The sequence below is a fragment of the Flavobacterium sp. PS2 genome, from assembly GCF_046250155.1.
Lineage (GTDB): Bacteria > Bacteroidota > Bacteroidia > Flavobacteriales > Flavobacteriaceae > Flavobacterium.
Genome location: NZ_CP176426.1, coordinates 5,363,483 through 5,381,907 on the forward strand (window position 1 = coordinate 5,363,483; position 18,425 = coordinate 5,381,907).

16 protein-coding genes are annotated in these 18,425 nt (G+C 32.3%); 7 read left to right on the forward strand and 9 right to left on the reverse strand.

What is annotated here, in order from left to right:
• The first annotated feature begins 58 nt into the window (after positions 1–58).
• The 4 genes from ACJ6WR_RS22940 (at position 59) to ACJ6WR_RS22955 (ending at position 5,309) form a co-directional block, all read left to right on the forward strand.
• On the forward strand, positions 59–592 hold the full coding sequence (locus ACJ6WR_RS22940; protein WP_409416637.1) for a DUF6155 family protein: 534 nt from the start codon (positions 59–61) through the stop codon (positions 590–592).
• Between the two features lie 108 nt (positions 593–700).
• Positions 701–2,239 (forward strand): DEAD/DEAH box helicase, encoded by a 1,539-nt coding sequence (locus tag ACJ6WR_RS22945; RefSeq protein WP_039112043.1) that lies wholly within the window; start codon positions 701–703, stop codon positions 2,237–2,239.
• A gap of 381 nt (positions 2,240–2,620) precedes the next feature.
• On the forward strand, positions 2,621–3,955 hold the full coding sequence (locus ACJ6WR_RS22950; protein ID WP_409416638.1) for a DEAD/DEAH box helicase: 1,335 nt from the start codon (positions 2,621–2,623) through the stop codon (positions 3,953–3,955).
• An 88-nt stretch (positions 3,956–4,043) separates the two neighbouring features.
• Positions 4,044–5,309 (forward strand): NAD(P)/FAD-dependent oxidoreductase, encoded by a 1,266-nt coding sequence (locus tag ACJ6WR_RS22955; RefSeq protein ID WP_039112041.1) that lies wholly within the window; start codon positions 4,044–4,046, stop codon positions 5,307–5,309.
• 344 nt (positions 5,310–5,653) lie between these two features.
• Here ACJ6WR_RS22955 and ACJ6WR_RS22960 read toward each other — a convergent pair whose 3' ends face one another.
• Positions 5,654–6,883, reverse strand: a complete 1,230-nt coding sequence (locus tag ACJ6WR_RS22960; RefSeq protein ID WP_409416639.1) for a multidrug effflux MFS transporter — start codon at positions 6,881–6,883, stop codon at positions 5,654–5,656.
• Between the two features lie 150 nt (positions 6,884–7,033).
• Between ACJ6WR_RS22960 and ACJ6WR_RS22965 the strand changes: the two genes are divergently transcribed.
• The 3 genes from ACJ6WR_RS22965 to ACJ6WR_RS22975 all read left to right on the forward strand — a co-directional run bounded on the left by ACJ6WR_RS22965 (position 7,034) and on the right by ACJ6WR_RS22975 (position 10,253).
• Complete coding sequence (locus ACJ6WR_RS22965) at positions 7,034–7,447, forward strand: hypothetical protein (RefSeq protein ID WP_409416640.1); 414 nt, start codon at positions 7,034–7,036, stop codon at positions 7,445–7,447.
• A gap of 291 nt (positions 7,448–7,738) precedes the next feature.
• Complete coding sequence (locus ACJ6WR_RS22970; RefSeq protein ID WP_039112038.1) at positions 7,739–9,655, forward strand: DUF294 nucleotidyltransferase-like domain-containing protein; 1,917 nt, start codon at positions 7,739–7,741, stop codon at positions 9,653–9,655.
• A 1-nt stretch (position 9,656) separates the two neighbouring features.
• Positions 9,657–10,253 carry a PolC-type DNA polymerase III gene (locus ACJ6WR_RS22975; RefSeq protein WP_039112037.1) on the forward strand — a complete coding sequence of 199 codons (597 nt, stop codon included), beginning with the start codon at positions 9,657–9,659 and terminating at the stop codon, positions 10,251–10,253.
• A 180-nt stretch (positions 10,254–10,433) separates the two neighbouring features.
• Here the strand turns inward: ACJ6WR_RS22975 and ACJ6WR_RS22980 are convergent, their stop codons facing one another.
• The 8 genes from ACJ6WR_RS22980 to acs all read right to left on the reverse strand — a co-directional run bounded on the left by ACJ6WR_RS22980 (position 10,434) and on the right by acs (position 18,264).
• Complete coding sequence (locus ACJ6WR_RS22980) at positions 10,434–10,922, reverse strand: 4'-phosphopantetheinyl transferase superfamily protein (RefSeq protein WP_409416641.1); 489 nt, start codon at positions 10,920–10,922, stop codon at positions 10,434–10,436.
• Positions 10,919–11,173 carry an acyl carrier protein gene (locus ACJ6WR_RS22985; protein WP_409416642.1) on the reverse strand — a complete coding sequence of 85 codons (255 nt, stop codon included), beginning with the start codon at positions 11,171–11,173 and terminating at the stop codon, positions 10,919–10,921. The genes ACJ6WR_RS22980 and ACJ6WR_RS22985 overlap by 4 nt, the downstream gene beginning before the upstream one ends.
• Before the next feature lie 15 nt (positions 11,174–11,188).
• Positions 11,189–12,472: a beta-ketoacyl-[acyl-carrier-protein] synthase family protein gene (locus ACJ6WR_RS22990; protein WP_409416643.1), complete on the reverse strand. Its 1,284-nt coding sequence runs from the start codon at positions 12,470–12,472 to the stop codon at positions 11,189–11,191.
• Positions 12,473–12,836: 364 nt separating this feature from the next.
• Positions 12,837–13,265: a 3-hydroxyacyl-ACP dehydratase FabZ family protein gene (locus ACJ6WR_RS22995; protein WP_409416644.1), complete on the reverse strand. Its 429-nt coding sequence runs from the start codon at positions 13,263–13,265 to the stop codon at positions 12,837–12,839.
• A gap of 12 nt (positions 13,266–13,277) precedes the next feature.
• The gene (locus ACJ6WR_RS23000; RefSeq protein ID WP_039119223.1) at positions 13,278–14,330 is read right to left on the reverse strand and encodes a type III polyketide synthase; all 1,053 of its coding nucleotides are present in this window, start codon (positions 14,328–14,330) and stop codon (positions 13,278–13,280) included.
• Positions 14,327–15,040, reverse strand: a complete 714-nt coding sequence (locus ACJ6WR_RS23005; protein ID WP_409416645.1) for a methyltransferase domain-containing protein — start codon at positions 15,038–15,040, stop codon at positions 14,327–14,329. The genes ACJ6WR_RS23000 and ACJ6WR_RS23005 overlap by 4 nt, the downstream gene beginning before the upstream one ends.
• Positions 15,040–16,173: an NAD(P)/FAD-dependent oxidoreductase gene (locus tag ACJ6WR_RS23010; protein ID WP_409416646.1), complete on the reverse strand. Its 1,134-nt coding sequence runs from the start codon at positions 16,171–16,173 to the stop codon at positions 15,040–15,042. Before ACJ6WR_RS23010 ends, ACJ6WR_RS23005 begins: the two co-directional genes overlap by 1 nt.
• A 183-nt stretch (positions 16,174–16,356) precedes the next feature.
• A complete protein-coding gene (gene acs / locus ACJ6WR_RS23015) occupies positions 16,357–18,264 on the reverse strand; it encodes an acetate--CoA ligase (protein ID WP_039112031.1) in 1,908 nt (635 codons plus the stop codon).
• Positions 18,265–18,425: the final 161 nt, after the last annotated feature.

Here is an 18,425-nt window from a genome sequence, read left to right on the forward strand (position 1 = left end):
TGATTTTTAGGGTATCGAAAGCTAAAGTAATTTACTTTTACAATCTTAAACAGTGATAATGAGTAAACGCGATTTAAAAAAATATTTAAACGATCTTACCAAAGAACAACTCGAAGAGCAAATAATCGAATTATACGAGAAATTTAGCCCAGTAAAAGTGTATTACAATTTTGTTTTTAATCCTAAAGAAGAAACACTTTTGCAGGAATGCAAATTAAAAATTTCGCACGAATATTTTCCCGTAAGAGCAAAAGCAACACGCCGTCGGGTAAAACCAAAAATGCGTCGGTCAGTAGCTCAAAGATACATCAAACACTTTATACTTTTAGGAGTAGACCCCTTTGTAATCGCCGATGTTATGCTTTATAACATCGAAATTGCTCAAACATACTCTTCAGAAAACGCAATAAAGCAAGAACTTTTTTACAAAAGCATGTTTAATTCATTCGAACAAGCGGTAAATTTTATAATTTCAAACGGAATTTTAGCCGAATTTAAATCCAGAATCAATCAAATTCATCAGGAAACTATTACCCAAAAATGGAAAAACGAGCCTGATTTTGAAGTAATTTTGGATAAAATGTTCTTTTAGAACCAAATTCATAATTAAATAATAGCGAAACTTTTCCTTTTATTTTAAGATAAAAAAGACAGAATAACTGTTTTTTAGGTGTATTTTTGCAAAAACCAATAAAATACAATGTCTCAAAACACTTTAGAAATAGAAAGAGAAGAAAAAAAAGAACTATATGCATACCAAAAAGGCGATATCGACGCCATTTTTGATCGTTTAGACAACGGTTCAGCGCAACATCATTTGTTGTATCAATTGCCTACAGGTGGAGGAAAAACAGTAGTTTTTTCCGAAATCGTACGCCGTTATTTGTCACAACACGATAAAAAAGTAGTAGTTTTAACACACAGAATTGAACTTTGCAAGCAAACTTCAAAAATGTTGAAAGGTTTTGGTGTTAAAAATAAGATAATCAATAGCAAAGTAAAAGAACTATTAGATCAAAACGAATATTCTTGTTTTGTGGCGATGGTCGAAACATTAAAAAACCGTATTAATGACGAAAAACTACATTTAGATAATATTGGTTTAGTAATTATCGATGAGGCGCATTACAACTCATTCCGTAAACTATTAAGCTCGTTTAAAAATGCATTTATATTAGGAGTAACAGCAACGCCGTTAAGTTCGAATATTAAATTGCCAATGCACGAAAGTTACGATGAACTAATTGTAGGAGACACAATAGGTTCATTAATCGAGAAAGGCTTTTTGGCAAAAGCAACCACTTATAGTTATGATGTAGGTTTAACATCATTAAAAGTAGGTATCAATGGAGATTACACCGTAAAATCCTCAGATGATTTATATACAAATACAATCATGCAAGAAAAATTATTGCATGCATATACAGAAAGATCACTTGGTAAGAAAACCCTAATTTTCAACAATGGTATTCATACATCATTATATGTGTATGAAACATTTAGAGAAGCAGGATACGATATTCGTCATCTGGATAATACAAGTAGTAACGAAGAGCGTAAAGACATTTTGCAATGGTTTAAGAAAACTCCAGATGCTATTTTAACATCAGTAGGAATCTTAACTACAGGTTTTGATGAGCCTACAGTAGAAACTATTATATTAAACAGAGCTACAAAATCATTGACATTATATTACCAAATGATTGGTCGTGGTTCAAGAAAATTACCTAATAAAGACGAATTTACAGTAATTGATTTAGGAAACAATGCAGCACGTTTTGGTTTATGGAGCGAACCAGTAAACTGGCAACATATCTTTAAATCACCAGAATTCTATTTAGAGAATTTACGTGACGATACCGAAATCGAATTGTACTTTAAATATAGCATGCCACCAGAATTGCGTGCAAAATTCAGCAAAACTGCCGATGTAACTTTTGATGTCGATGAAGAACACAAAATCGCCATAGCACAAAATTTACGTTCAAAAGTAGTTTTGGATAAATCATTAGAGCAACACGCAGCAATGTGTGTAGATAATACCGAAACATTACAAGAAGCAAAAGCATTAGGAAAAGAATTAGAAGACGATATCGATTGCCGAATCAAACGCTATTCAAAATGTTTAAGTCAGTGTAGTAAGAATTACCGCGAATGGCTTATAGACGATTATAAATTAAGATTAGTATTATTAACCGGTAAAAAATACCGCGAAAAAATAATGAACGAACCAGATTGATTTTTTAAGTCCTAAAGTTTGTCACTCTGAGCGTACCGAAACTTCGAGAGAAGAGTAAGGAGCTATTTCCTGCTGTACACTATATCTTTTATTTTTATAAAGAAAAAAAATAAAAGGATACCGTTGCCATCAGGGCTAGGAGTTCCGTAGTTATAATAAAATAAAAAAATTGAACCATTAAGAGATTAAACTTAACTTTTCTTAATCTCTTAATGGTAAAATAATAAAAATTAGTCTTATTAGTACAATTTGTAGCTAAGAAAAATAAACTATTTAAGAGATTAAGCTTAATTTTCCTTAATCCCTTAATGGTTCAAAAAAAAAATACAATCAGAAATCTTTAAATCTTTAAATTTTTCAATTTTTAAATAAATTAAAACAATGTCAAAACAATTTTCAGATTTAGGAATTTCAGCACCGATATTAAAAGCGTTAACCGAATTAAACATAGTTACACCAACTGAAATACAGCAGAAAACAATTCCGCTTATTTTAGCAAATAACAGTGATGTAGTAGGTTTAGCTAAAACAGGAACAGGAAAAACTGCTGCTTTTGGATTACCATTATTGCAGTTAATCAATCCTGAACTTCCTACGGTTCAAGCTGTAATTTTAGTTCCAACAAGAGAATTAGGACATCAGATATTTAAAAATTTAGAAGATTTTTCAAAACACCTGCCACAAGTTTCTATTGCAGCAACTTGCGGAGGAATCCCAATAAAACCACAAATAGAGCGTCTTACACAACCTACACACATTGTAGTTGCAACACCAGGACGTTTAATCGATTTAATTCAGCGTAAAGCGGTTAACTTAAAAGAGACACAATACCTTATTTTAGATGAAGCCGACGAAATGGTTTCTATCCTAAAAGAAAGTCTTGACGAAATCGTAGCCGAATTACCAAAAAAACATACAACGTTATTATTCTCGGCAACATTACCAGGAACAATTAAGCAATTAATCCAGAATTACTTATCTAAAAATGTAGTTCAGGTAAGTGCAGATATGGAAACGGTAGGAAACCAAGGAATTGACCACGAATATATTGTAGTAGATCCGATAGAGAAACTAGAAGTTTTAATGCATTTCTTAAACTCCAGAGATGGAGAACGCGGAATCATCTTTTGTAAAACAAAAGCAGCCGTAAATAAATTGGCCAAAAACTTAGCCATTAACCGTTTTTCTTCAGGAGCTTTACACGGAAGTTTATCGCAAGGAATCCGTGATAGAATCATGGAGCAATTCCGCGAAGGACACATCAATATATTAGTAGCTACAGATTTGGCAGCTAGAGGAATAGATGTTAAAGAAATTTCATATGTTGTAAATTATCATTTGCCAGATGCTTACGAAGCTTATGTACACCGTAGCGGTAGAACTGCTAGGGCAGGGGCAAAGGGACTTTCGCTTACAGTTTTACAACCAGAAGAAGTAAAAGAAATAGCAGATTTTGAAAAAGAACTAGGAATTAAATTTACCGAGTTCAAGAAACCATCTGTAGCAAGTTTGGAAGAAAACAATACCTTATTGTGGGCAAAACAAATCTTTAAAACAAAGCCAAATCACGACGTTTCTACAGATTTAAAAACCAAAGTAAAAACAGTTTTTCATCATTTAACCAAAGACGAATTGATAGAAAAGTTACTTGCCAATTATTTGTTGCAAAACAAAACTGAGATAGTCGAAAAACCTGTTAAAAAATTCAAAAAGTAATAAAACTGACAATTGTCATTGCACATTAATGTTGTACTTTTATAAGGTAATTTTTTTAAAAACAATCTTACTTATAAAATAACAATATATGAAAATAGTTATTATAGGTGGCGGTTTTGCAGGAATCAATCTTGCAAAAGAGCTAGTCAATCACAATCAAATCCAAGTCACACTTGTAGACAAAAACAATTATAATTTTTTTCCGCCGCTTATTTATCAGGTAGCTACAGCTTTTTTAGAACCATCAAGTATTAGCTACCCATTTAGAAAATTTTTTGCAGGCAAAAAGAACCTTAACTTTAGATTAGGAGAATTACAAGAAGTAGTTCCTGCTGAAAATAAAGTAATTCTTAATAACGGAGAATTAGCATACGATTATTTAGTATTTGCAACTGGTGCCGAAACCAGTTATTTTGGATTGGAAAACGTAATGAAAAACGCCATTCCGATGAAAACACTAAATGATGCCATCGTAATGCGTAATACATTGCTTAAAAATCTTGAGAAAGCAGCTATTACCAAAGATATTCGTAAGCGCCGTAAACTATTAACCATTGTTGTAGCCGGAGGCGGACCAACAGGAGTAGAAGTTTCGGGAATGTTTGCCGAAATGCGTAAAAACATCTTATTAAAAGAATATCCAGAGCTAGATACCACAGCAAGTAATGTTTACTTAGTCGATGGAGGAGACGCACTGTTGGCGCCAATGAGCAAAGCATCGCAACAAGACACCCTTAAAGCACTTACAGAGTTGGGCGTTGTGGTAAAACTAAATAATCGAGTTACCGATTATGTAGATGATATTGTATATTTTTCTAACGGAGAAACCATTCATACCAAAAACCTAATTTGGGCAGCCGGAGTTTCAGCCAAAGCTTTCGATGGTATTCCTGTGGAAAGTTACGGACGCGGTAAACGTATGGCAACCGATGCGTATAATAAAGTGAAAGGAGTTGAAAATATTTATGCCATAGGTGATACATCTATAATGGATACTGACCCTGCATTTCCAAACGGACATCCGCAAGTAGCACAAGTGGCGATTCAGCAAGGAATAAACTTAGCCAAAAACTTCAAAGCAATTGCTCAAAACAAACCATTAAAACCTTTTATATATGTAGATAAAGGTTCGATGGCAATTATAGGTAAAAATAAAGCGGTTGTAGATTTACCAAAACCAAAATGGCATTTTAATGGATTCTTAGCTTGGGCAATTTGGTTATTTATACACTTAGTTTCACTTATAACATATCGTAATCGTCTTAGTACATTCTATAACTGGATGATTGCTTATTTTGCAAAAGATCAATCATTGCGTATGATTATCAGACCAGACAAGAAAGCAATAAACTAGAAGGTATTTTTCGGGCACAGATCTACTTGATCTAGAGGAACGCTGATTAAACGAAAACACGGATTAAACAGATTTTTTATCTTTTAATCCGTGTTTTTATTTTCGTAAATCCGTATTTCGCGTTCCTTTAACAAAGAGTTTAGACTGAGTAAATAATCTAAATTTTAATTTTTCATTAAAAGCTCCAGCGGAGCGTAATATTTATAGTCAATTTGTACGTCTTTCTAGCTAAAGCTCCAGCGGAGTGACATCTTAATGTTTTTAAAAATCCGTTTTTGATCTGTGTTTTCGCGATAGCGAATCTGTTTAATCCGCGTCCCTCTGTACAAACTATATTTATTTCATTAATGAATCATTGCTGTTTCTTCATCATTAGAAGCAGCAATTTTTTCTTTTATAAAACGTTTCCCAATATTTAAAATTATAAATGCGGTAATTGTAGTTGTAGTCATAATCGCAACCATCGGAATAATAGAGTTTACAACAAATATACCAACTGCAAATGATGCAATTGCACCCAAACCAAGCTGAATTGCACCCATTAATGCCGATGCACTTCCTGCATTTCTGGCAAAAGGAGCCATTGTAAGACCAGCAGTATTAGGATTAGAAATTCCTAGACAAGCCAGATAAATAAACAACATACCAATTGTTTCGTACAAACCAAGAAGATTGTTCATTGCCAAAATCAAGAATACAATGCTTATTAAAGATTGAGTAATTAATGCTCCAAATATCATTTGTTCGCTAGAAAACTTTCTTAACAATAAAGAATTAAGTTGGCTGGCACCAATGAAACTCAACGACATAAAGGCAAAAATCCAACCATACATTTTAGCGTCAACCTTAAAAATATCCATAAAAACGATAGGAGAGGACGCTACATAAGTAAATAATCCAGAAAAAGATACCGCACCAGTAAAAGCATAAGTAAAGAACTGAGGCTCTTTTACAACCTTAAGGAAGTTTGCAATAATTGGTTTTGGTTTTAATGAAATAGATGTATCTGGTTTATGAGTATTTGGCAAACCAATTTGTGAAGCCAATAAAATAACAATTCCCATACACATTAATATAAAGAATACTGTATGCCAACCAGAATACGATGTTACATAACCACCAATAGTTGGCGCAAGCATTGGAGAAAGTCCCACAACAAGCATTAACATAGAAAATATTTTAGGAATATCTTTTACAGGAAAAAGATCTCGAACCATTGCTACAGAAGCAACAGTTGCAGCACAACTACCAACGGCTTGTAAAAAACGTAAGCCTATAAAAGTGTCAATATCTGTAACGAAAATACATCCCAAAGAAGCCAAAATATAAACCAACAATCCGATAAATAAAGGCTTTTTTCGTCCAAATCTATCCAGTAAAGGCCCATAAAGTAATTGTCCAGCCGAAATTCCTATAAAATAACTAGATAAACTCATGGAAACTTTTGCAACTGTGGTGTTTAAGTCTTTAGCAATATCAGAGAAACCAGGTAAATACATATCAATAGAAAATGGTCCCAGAGCAGTTAAAGAACCTAAAATAAGTATAAGTTGAATGTATTTTTTTGTAGTCATTGTATTTTAAAAATATATTTTTTATTTGACTGCAAAGATAAATATTTCGTACCTTGTTAATTCATTAAAGAAATTTTTAGTGAAAAAACTATTTTTTTAACATAGTTAGCTTTGTAAAGGGCTATAATTATTAATTTAAAATTATCAATTATGAAAAGATGTGCCTTATTATTACTATTAGTTACTACAGTTTCTTTTTCTCAAAAAGTGGTTTCCAAAATTGAGCCTGTAAGCGTTGAACAGTATGAATTTCTTCAAAAAGTCAACAAATTTTATCCGGATATTCCGCTTACAAAACAAATTACAAATTTTTACTCAGATGATAAAATTATAGATTCTAAGCAAGAATTTGATTTAAAAGGAACGCCATTTACAGATTATAGCTTAGGCATAGGTCCTTATAATAAAAAAATTATATTTGATTACACAACAAAAGCTGACGGAAGAGTTCATGGTGACATTTCGATATTTAAAGGAGACGTTTACAAAACAGCTTATTATGATGATAACGGTCGATTTGAAGTTTTCTTAAACGGGAAATCTGTTTTCTCAAAGAAATATTAAATTCATTTGTATTAAGCATAAGCAAACCATCTTAGCAATAAGATGGTTTTTTATTTGCGCCTATTCTACTAGTATATAAATGAACTATAATTTATATTATGTAAAATAGAATGTTTTTAAACCCGAAAACGATCATATCAATCCCTATGTTTGGTATTGAATACTTTTATTGCTTATTTTAGCTAATCAATATACAGCAAAATAAATAGATTCAAAATTATTTATGCTTTCATTGTAAGGGTTTATTTTATTATTTTTACAAACGATACTTTCTAAAAATTTATCAATCTTATGAATACAATTGCTGAGCATATTGCAGATTTCTTGAAAGAATATCCGCCATTCGATAATTTAACTTTTCAAGAATTATCTGAGATTGCAACTAATATTCGTGTTATTAATTTAGAAAAACACGCAGTATTATTTCAAGTTAACGATGCCTTACACGATAGTTTTTATGTAGTTGCTTCTGGCGTTATTAATTTATCGGTAATTGCAGATGCCGAAGAAACTTTACTAAATAAATGCCATGATGGTGATATATTTGGGCTACGTCCATTTTTTGCCAAGAATAACTATATGATGACTGCAAAAGCCAGAGAAGAAAGTATTGTGTATGCAATACCAATCGCTGTCTTTAGGCCATTTGTTGCAAACAATCCAGATGTTTTAAATTTCTTGTTAGAGAGTTTTGCGACAAACACACGTCACACAAAAGACAATTCCGACGCTAAAGGAAATCATATTTCTGATAATATATTTTATTCAGATCAACAATCTGAAATACAATACATTCAGTCATTAACATATAACAATTCGCCATTAACAGCTGTTGCAAGCGATATTGTAAAAGATGCTGCTTTGCGTATGACAGATGCTATGGTAGATAATATTGTTGTTTGTGAGAATCACAAACCAATTGGTATTGTAACCGATGCCGATTTATCTTCTAAAATTGCTACAGGTAGATTCTCAATTGAAGAAACTGTTGATAAAATAATGTCCTCGCCTGTTGTAACTGTAATAGAAAATGTTTCATTAGCAGAAGCTCAATTATTGATGCTAAAACATAATGTAAGTCATTTGTGTGTTACAAAAGACGGAACAAGTAAATCTGCTGTAAAGGGAGTTATCTCCGAGCATGATTTAATTGTTGCCCAAGCGAGTAATCCTGGTGTATTGATAAAAGAAATCAAACGTTCGCAATTGCCAAAGGATTTAAAACAAATTAGAGATCGTTTGTCTGATTTAATTCAGAATTACATACAAAAGAATATTCCGCTTTCACATATAAGTAATATTGCAAACGAAATCAATCTAGCATTGATTAAACGCTCAGTTGAGCTTTCTATTTTAGAAATGGGCTCACCTCCTGCTCGATTTGCGTGGTTAAGTATTGGAAGTCAAGGAAGAAAAGAACAGCTTTTGTTAACTGATCAGGATAGTATTCTGATCTTTGAAGATGTAACTGCAGATAAATATCGTGATGTAAAAGATTACTTTTTACGTCTGGCTAAAAGAACTACAGGAACGTTAGAAAAAATTGGATATGACTATTGCCCTAACGGACACATGGCAAGTAATATGCTCTGGTGTAAATCATTGACAGACTGGACAAAACAATACAACAGCTGGATGAATACTCCAGGTGAAAATAGTAACGATTTAAGTAGTATTTTCTTTGATTATGAGATAGTTTTTGGGGAACCAAAAATTGAAGAAGCAATAGAAAATGTGATATTCAAGAACGCAATCAATAATACATTATTCTTTGATTTCTTAGGAAATGATGCTTTGAGAAAAAACTCTCCTTTAAGTTTCTTTAAGAAATTTATAGTTGAAGAAGATGGACCGCATAAATTTATGTTTGATATTAAAACTCGTGCATTAATGCCATTAATTGATGGAGCACGTTTATTGATATTAAGTTCGAATATAAAAGGAATTAAAAATACTTATTTAAGATTTAAGCAATTAGCAATTACAGATTCTAAGAATGCAGATATTTATCTTAGCTGTGCTGAAGCTTTTTTAACGTTATCAAAGTTTAGAACAATCGAAGGTTTTAAAAATGATGACTCTGGTCAATATATAAATCTAAGAGAATTATCTAAAAGCGATAAAGAAAAATTAAAAAATGCATTAGCTCCAATGAAAGAACTTGAAGAGCTTATTAAGAGTAAATTTCAACTGACCCAATTTTCATAATATGTTAGACTGGCTGAAAAATATCAACAAAGAATATCCTGATTTCTGGAAAGAATACCTTGCTAAATTTGAAACTAAATCAGAGCGTTTTGTTGTTTTATCTACCGAAACATCTGGCTTAAACCCATCAAAAGATGTAATCTTATCTATTGGTTCATTTGCAGTAGTAAATAATAGCATTGTTATTCAGGATAGCTTTGAAGCCGTTTTGTTACAGTATAAATTCTTTCATGATAACGGACTCACAAATGAGTTTATTATAGAAAGTAAAATGGAAAAATTAGCTGAACCTGATGCGCTTAGAGGATTAATCGAATATATTGGAAACGGTATTTTAGTTGGGCATCATATTAATTTTGATGTTGAAATGATTAATGCTGCCTTAGAAAAATTAGATTGCGGAAGACTTAAGAACGAAGCATTAGATGTTGATGTGATGTATCGCAAACTGCATGATATCAACGATAGACAGTTTTCTCTAGATGAATTATGCGAAATTTATAAAATTCCAAAAAGCGAAAGAAATTCATCTTCTGAAGATGCTTATAAAATTGCTTTATTGTTCTTGAAACTTAAATCAAGATTAGGGATAAAATAATATTTATAAAGCTTTAAATACTAAAACGAATTCCACAAATTTTCACGAAACCCATTAGTGTGAATTTGTGGAATTTTTTGTTTTTTTTGCCATTAAGGGATTAAACTTCACTTAGATTTGACTTAATTTTTCTTAACCTCTTAATGGTTCAAAACTTTATTTTATAATGTATTTATTTTTTTACTTAATCCTCACAGACTTAATAAAACGTCCGTGATGACTTACCGAAACTGGTATTCTAGATTTTAATGCAGCATCAATTATGTACGGAATCCCAACATCTTTAAATATTTTAGTTTCAGTATCTAAAACAGAGATTCTATTTAAACTATTCTTTCTAGAAACTGCTATAGTATCAATATAATCTTCTGTAATTGTTGTTTTTGTATAATACAATGTATTATTTATGGTTACGGTGCCAGAATTTGCACTTTCGTAAAAGCAAACTAGTTTGGTTGGAAAATAGCCGCTTATTTTCGTTTCGCGATTGTATATTTTATAAGCAGCTTCTTTTCGGCTCCATAAATTCCAAACCATTATTTCGGGTTTTTCGGAATTCAGAATAAGAAATTGCTCTTGTGGAGTGAAGATTTTATCCAAAAATCCTTTTCGTTTCCAATTACTTTCTTGCCGAGCAGTTTCTAAATCAACAATGTCATTGCCTATCATTTTTCATCGAGTTTGGATTGAATAATACTTAAAGCAGCTTTAGCATTAACCATTTTCTCCATCGATTCATTATCGATTATAACATCAAACGCTTCTTCGACATCTAATACAATATCGACCAAATTGGCAGAGTTAATATTTAAATCGGTTATGAAATTTGTTTCTTCGGTAAAGTTTTCAAAAGCTTCATCATTCTTAGTATAAGGCTTTACAATCTTCTTTAATTCGGTAAGTAATTGGTCGTTGTTCATATTTAATTATTAGTTTTAAATTGAAAGTTGGTTATATTTTTTCAAAATCACACAACCATTAACATCTCCAAAACCAAAACTTGCCTTAGCAATAATATTAAGATCTGAGTTAATTAATTGAGTTGGGATTCTTGACTTATCAATAATAGATGTGATTTCAGAATTTAAATCCTCGCAATTGGTATTTGGAGAAACAAAACCTTGATGTAGTTGTAAAACTGCTGCTACAAGTTCGATACTTCCTGCCGCCGATAAACAATGCCCGATAATTGATTTTAATGCATTTACATACGGAAAATCTTTTCCCCTTCGGTTTAATGCAATACTCCAATTCTCAATTTCTAAAGCATCTTTAGAAGTTGCCGTTAAATGTCCGTTGATTAAATCAATTTCCGAAGCCGAAATTTTAGCGTTTTCTAATGCACTGCTAATGCATTTTTGTACAGCAACTGAGTTTGGAGCAGTCATACTCCCGCTGCCACGTTGTCCACCAGAATTTACATTTCCGCCTAGAACTTCCGCATAAATTCGAGCTCCCCTACTTAAAGCAGTTTCCAGATCTTCTAGTACCAAAGCTCCTGCACCACTTCCGGGAACAAAACCCGAAGCACTTGAACTCATTGGCCTTGAGCCACTTTCGGGAGAATCATTGTGTTTAAACGTACATACCTTCATAGCATCAAATCCTCCCCAAATATAAGGTCCAGAATCGCTAGTACTTCCAGCCAGAATACGTTTTGCATGACCTAGCTTTATACGTTCATACGCCATTAAAACACTTTCTGTACCTGTTGTGCATGCCGATGAATTGGTTGTAACTTGATTTCCAAGTCCTAGTTTCCCTCCTAAATAAGCACTAACACCACTATTCATTGTTTGCGCTACAACAGTACTTCCTAATCTTCTGGTTTGGAAATCATCAATTTTATAGATGCTTTCTCTAAATTTTTCTATTCCTGATGTTCCCGAACCAAATATTGTTCCGCTATCCCAATCAGGTTCTTCATTTTCTTCAATTGATAATCCTGCATCTTTCCAAGCGTCTAATCCAGCAATTACGCCATATAAAATCCCTGAGGCATTAAAATTTCGTAATTCAAGTTCGGTAAAATACTCTGCAATTAATTCAGGAGATAATTCAGGTTTTCCTGAAATCTGACAAGAAAATTGTAATCGTTCTAATTCTGAATCATGTTTAATTCCTGACAAACCCTTTTTTAATGCATTTGTAAAGGCATCAAGTCCTACCCCATTTGGGGCAACAACTCCAAGACCTGTAATAACAACTCTATTTTGCATTTTACTTACTTTTAAGTTTATAATCTAATTGTTAGTAACTCCGATGCCCGTAAAGGAACGCGGATGATACAGGTTTACAAAAGTAAAGACACGGATTAATACAGATTTTTTAAATAATAACGATCCCATTCGGGACGAAAGGAAATCCGTTTTAATCCGTGTTTTCGCTATAGCGAATCCGTATCATCAGCGTTCTATTTTAACACAAAGCTTATTTTTTTGCTGTCAATTGCATGAGTCTTCACTTAATCAATTAATCCTGATGCTCTTTTTATTTTGCCACAGATTAAAAAGATTAGGATGATTTTAAGATCCTTTAATCAATATTATCAGCGTTCTATTTTAAGACAAAGCTTTCTTCAGGCTAAACAATCATTCCTGCAATCGTCCCGGAACAAACTTCTGTTCCTTGTTCATTTTTCATGCTTACTTTGCATTTTAATTTTCCAAATCTGAAATATATTTTTTCTGAAATAACAGTAACTTTTTCTTTTGGATAAACAGGTTTTAAAAAATCAATTTCAACTGATGTTAAAGCAATTGAAGTGGATTTTGTAAACTCTTTGTTTAATAAAAATATTCCTAAACACACAAGCCCAATTTGCGCCATAACTTCCGTTAAGATTACACCTGGCGTAACTGGATTTGAGATAAAATGTCCTTTATAAAAATCTAAATTTTCATCAAAATAATAATTCCCCTCTACTCCATTTTCGGATATAGAAATAAGTTCATCTACAAACAGAAAGGGTTTAGTATAAGGCAACTTAGCTATTATATCCTGATTCGTCATTTCTGCTTTAATTTAAAATTGTAATAAAACGCGTTGTGCTGAGAACCCAGGACCAAAGCTTAACATTAAACCTTTAGTTCCTTTTTTAGGTTGATTATCTATAACTTGTTCCAAAACGTACAAAACGGTTGCGCTAGACATATTTCCGTACAATCGCAACACTTCTTTTGTATCGTCAATGTTTTTACCTAAATCCGAGAATAATTCCTCTACGGTTTGTATGATTTTTTTCCCTCCCGGATGAAATATCAAATGGTCGATATTTTCTATTTTTAAATTGTTCTTGGCTAAAAAAGGATGAATAATATCTGGAAAATGGGAAGCTATAGTTTCTGGAACTTCAATATCTAGCACCATTTGCAATCCTGTGTTTACAAGTTTAAAACCCATCATGTGTATGTTATCATAAAAATGATACATTTCTTCATCCAGAATCTCTGGTCCGTTATCGTCTTTATGGGATGATAACAGAGTACAAGCCGCTCCATCTCCAAAAATTGCTGCTGAGACAATATTTGCCATCGAAAAATCATCTAACTGAAATGTTGCCGTAGGACTTTCCACCGCAATTACCGCAGCTCGTTTTCCTGGATTGGCTTTTAAAAAGTTTTTAGCATAAATAATTCCAGAAATTCCTGCCGCACAGCCCATTTCGGTAACTGGAAGACGCACGATATCTTGGCGTAGTTTGAGCTTGTTTATTAGATAAGCATCCAAGGACGGAATCATTATTCCGGTGCAACTTACAGTAATGATATAATCAAGACTTTCTGGTTTCCAATTTGCTTTATGTAGTGCTTTGTTTAATACTTTCTCACCTAAATCAATAACTTCACGAACATAGATATCGTTTCGGTCTTCAAAGGAAGTATTGGTAAAAACTTCGATTGGATCCATAATAGAATAACGTTTATCTACTGCTGCTCCTTCAAAAATTTTCTTGACTTTTCGAATAAAACGATCATCCTGACCAATAAGCCATGAATCTAAAAAAGGAATAATTTCTTCTGTTGTCCTGGAATATTTTGGTAATTGCTTAACAACTGTGGTTATTTTTACACTCATATTTTTGAAATTATCCATTGATATCGGAAAGCCCATTTCCACTGAATGGTATATTTTTTTAAGTTTAATTGTTTTGAAAAATCAACTAATTCACTTTTTTTAAATCCTCTTAAAATAGATGTTAAACCATCATTCTTAGGCATTCCGTTTAATCGGGTAATAAAGCATAATGCTTGAAATAAACGATATGAAATTATACTTCTTTGCAAATCATTAATAACAACGCCATACTTTGCATTAACATTAAAAATAGCTGCCAGATTAATAATTTCATCCGTTTTAAAATGATGTAAAGTTAATGTACATAAGGCAATATCATATTTTAATTGATTAAAAGCTTCACTAAATACATCTTCACAGCGGTAGCTGATATTGGGGTAATGTTTGGATAATTTTCGAGCATAGCTTATTGTAAATGCATTGGCATCAATACCTCTTAGCTGAAAATCCCAATCGTGTTTTAATGCATAATCGGCTAATTTTCTTAACATATCACCATTTCCACATCCTATATCTATAATAGTTATAGTTTGGTTTTTATCAATGCCTTTTAATAATTTTTCGACTCCTTGTAAAGTTAATTGGTTTCCTCCTAGCAGTTGGTTTATTCTGGCGATTTTATCCAAAGCATTTTGCAAAATTTCACCTTCTAAATTGAAATCATCCATAATTTCAGGATCATCGGTTCTGTATTTGGTTTTAATAGCCATTAATAATTTAGAGTTGTAGGTTTGCCATGTGTTCTTTTTATGATTTGAGGTAACAAAAAAGGAAATTGAATTAATAACCACATAACAAATGTAGATTTGGTTTTATTTTGCAAAAGAGAAGCTAGAAAACGTCCAGTTCTTAATCTCTTTTTGAAATTGTAATTCCATGATTTGGTATATTTTTCTTCAAGTTCTTTTCTTGATTTAATTGTATTAGTAAAAAAATCTGTAATTAATTCAGATGCTATTTTGCCGCTATGTATTGCCATTGCCATCCCGTTTCCGCATAATGGCTGAATTAGTCCTGCGCTATCACCAACCATTAGTATGTGATTTTCTATTGCCGTTTTCTCTTCAAATGAAATCTGACTTATCGTCAATGGTTTTTCAAACAATGGAGTGCTATTTGTAAAAAGCTGCTTTAAATGTGCGTTTTTATAGATAATATTAGTTTGGAAGTCATCGATATTTTTGAATTTTTTAAAAGTTTCAAAATTCACTAAATAACACATGTTTATAATGTCGTTTTCAACTTTTGAAACACCACAATAACCTCCTTCAAAATTGTACAAACCTACAAGATCACTAGGAAAATCTCCTTTATAATGCCCTTTTACAGCGAGCCAAGGTGCTTTTTTTAGAATAAAATTGCGTTGTAGTTTTTGATCAAAATTAGAACGTTTACCAAAAGCGCCTATAGCAATTTTAGCAATAAATATTCTAGCATCTGAAGTTGAAACTGTGAATACATCATTTTTAAAATCAATATCTTCGACAGTATCATGAATTATTTCGCATCCATTTTCGATTGCTTTTTGGTATAAATGATAATCTAATGCATACCGACTAATCCCGAATCCTCCTAAAGGTAAGGTGCAATGAATTAATTTGCCGTTGGGTGCAGAGAATTCTAGCTCTGTAATTGTTGTAGGGTTTAAATCTTGAATTTTCAAATCAAGCCAATCCAGATAGGTCTTTATTTCATTAGAAACGTATTCGCCACAAACTTTATGTTTTGGGAATTCATTTTTTTCAATTAAAATCACTTGTAGTTTCATTTTAGATAAATGAATCCCGCAAGTAAGTCCTGCTAGTCCGCCACCAATAATCACTACATCAGCATTTTTTTTCATATGTAGATACTATTCGTTTTTAACAGTTATGAGTTCGTTAATCTAATTTTTACAAGGTGTTTTAGATTTTAACGAATTAATGCTATTGCTAATTTAACTAATTTATTGATAATAACCCATTTTAAAATAAAAAAAGCTGCCTCGATTTGAGACAGCTTAGAAATTTATTTTTTGAAAAAGATATTAGATTTTTTCTTTCATAATCTCTTCTACAATTTCTGGATTCAATAAAGTCGAGATATCTCCAAAATTTGAGTAATCTCCTTCGGCAATCTTACGTAAAATTCTACGCATGATTTTTCCTGAACGTGTTTTTGGTAAACCAGATACAAACTGAATTTTATCTAACTTAGCAATTGGCCCAATGTGATCTGAAATGTATTGATTAATCTCTTTACTTAAATTGGCTCTGTCTCTGTATTCTCCTGTTTCTTTTAAGATTACGAAACCGTATAAAGCATTTCCTTTTATATCATGTGGGAATCCAACAATTGCAGATTCTGCTACTGCAGGATGCTCATTAATAGCATCTTCTATCGGTGCTGTTCCTAAGTTATGTCCAGAAACAATTACAACATCATCTACTCTACCTGTAATTCTGTAATATCCTACTTCATCTCTTAAAGCACCATCTCCTGTAAAGTATTTACCTGGAAAGGCAGAGAAATAAGTGTCTTTATAACGTTGGTGATCTCCCCAGATAGTTCTGGCGATTCCTGGCCATGGAAACTTAATACACAAACTTCCTACTACTTGGTTTCCTTCTATTTCATTACGTTTTTCATCCATTAAAACCGGTTGAATTCCAGGAAGTGGTAATGTTGCATATGTAGGTTTTGTAGGCGTTACAAAAGCAATTGGCGAAATCATGATTCCTCCAGTTTCTGTTTGCCACCAAGTATCTACAACTGGACATCTTTTATCTCCTACGTGGTCATTGTACCAGTGCCAAGCTTCTTCGTTGATAGGCTCTCCTACTGATCCAATTACTTTAAGTGATTTTAAAGGGTATTTCTGAACATAATCTAAGCTTTCTTTTGCCAATGAACGAATTGCTGTTGGCGCAGTGTAAAACTGAGTTACTTTATGTTTCTCTATAATTTCCCAAAAACGGCTGAAATCTGGGTATGATGGAACTCCTTCAAAAATTACAGTTGTTCCTCCATTTAATAATGGACCGTATAATATGTATGAGTGACCTGTGATCCAACCAATATCGGCTGTACACCAGAAAATATCATTTTCTTCGTGAGCAAAAACATTTTTGAATGTATAAGCTGTGTAAACCATATATCCGGCTGTGGTATGAACCATTCCTTTTGGTTTTCCTGTAGAACCAGATGTATATAAGATAAATAACGGATCTTCTGCATCCATAATTTCTGCAACATTATAGTCTAATGCAGCATCTAGAAGCGGTTGCAACCATTGGTCACGCCCTTCTTTCATTTTTACTTCAGTTTTTGTTCTTTTTGCAACCAATACTTTGGTTACGCATGGACAAGTTTCTAACGCTTCATCAACAATTGCTTTTAAATCAATCGTTTTGTTACCTCTATAACCTCCATCAGAAGTAATAACCATTTTACATTCGCTATCATTTATTCTAGCAGTTACTGCCGATGCCGAAAATCCTGCAAACACAACTGAATGTATGGCTCCAATTCTGGCACATGCCAAAACTGAAACTGCCAATTCCGGAATCATTGGTAAATAAATACAAACTCTGTCTCCTTTTTTTATTCCTTGTTCACGAAGAACATTTGCCATTTTCGAAACTCTCTCGTATAACTCATTATAAGTAATATGTAATGAACTTTCTGATGGATCGTTTGGTTCGAATATTATTGCTGTTTTTTCTCCTCTTTTACTTAAATGTCTGTCAATACAGTTTTTAGTAATATTTACTTTTGCTTCAGAAAACCATTTTACTTCTGCATCTGCCATATTAAAATCAACAACTTTTTCCCATTGTTGATACCATGTGAAATTTTCCTCTGCTATTTTTCCCCAAAATTTTCTTGGTTCACGAACAGATTTATTGTAGTGTTTAAAATATTGTTCTAAATTTTCAATTTTGTAATAACTCATGTTTCCAATTTTTTTATAAAAGTATTAAATCTCTTTCTATTCTTAAAACTATTTAATTTATTAATTATGACAAAAAATTGCATTATGTATTTAAAATTTAGCAATTTATTTGCATTCATTTAAAAATTTGCGATTATAGGTAAATTTACTTTGCATGAAAA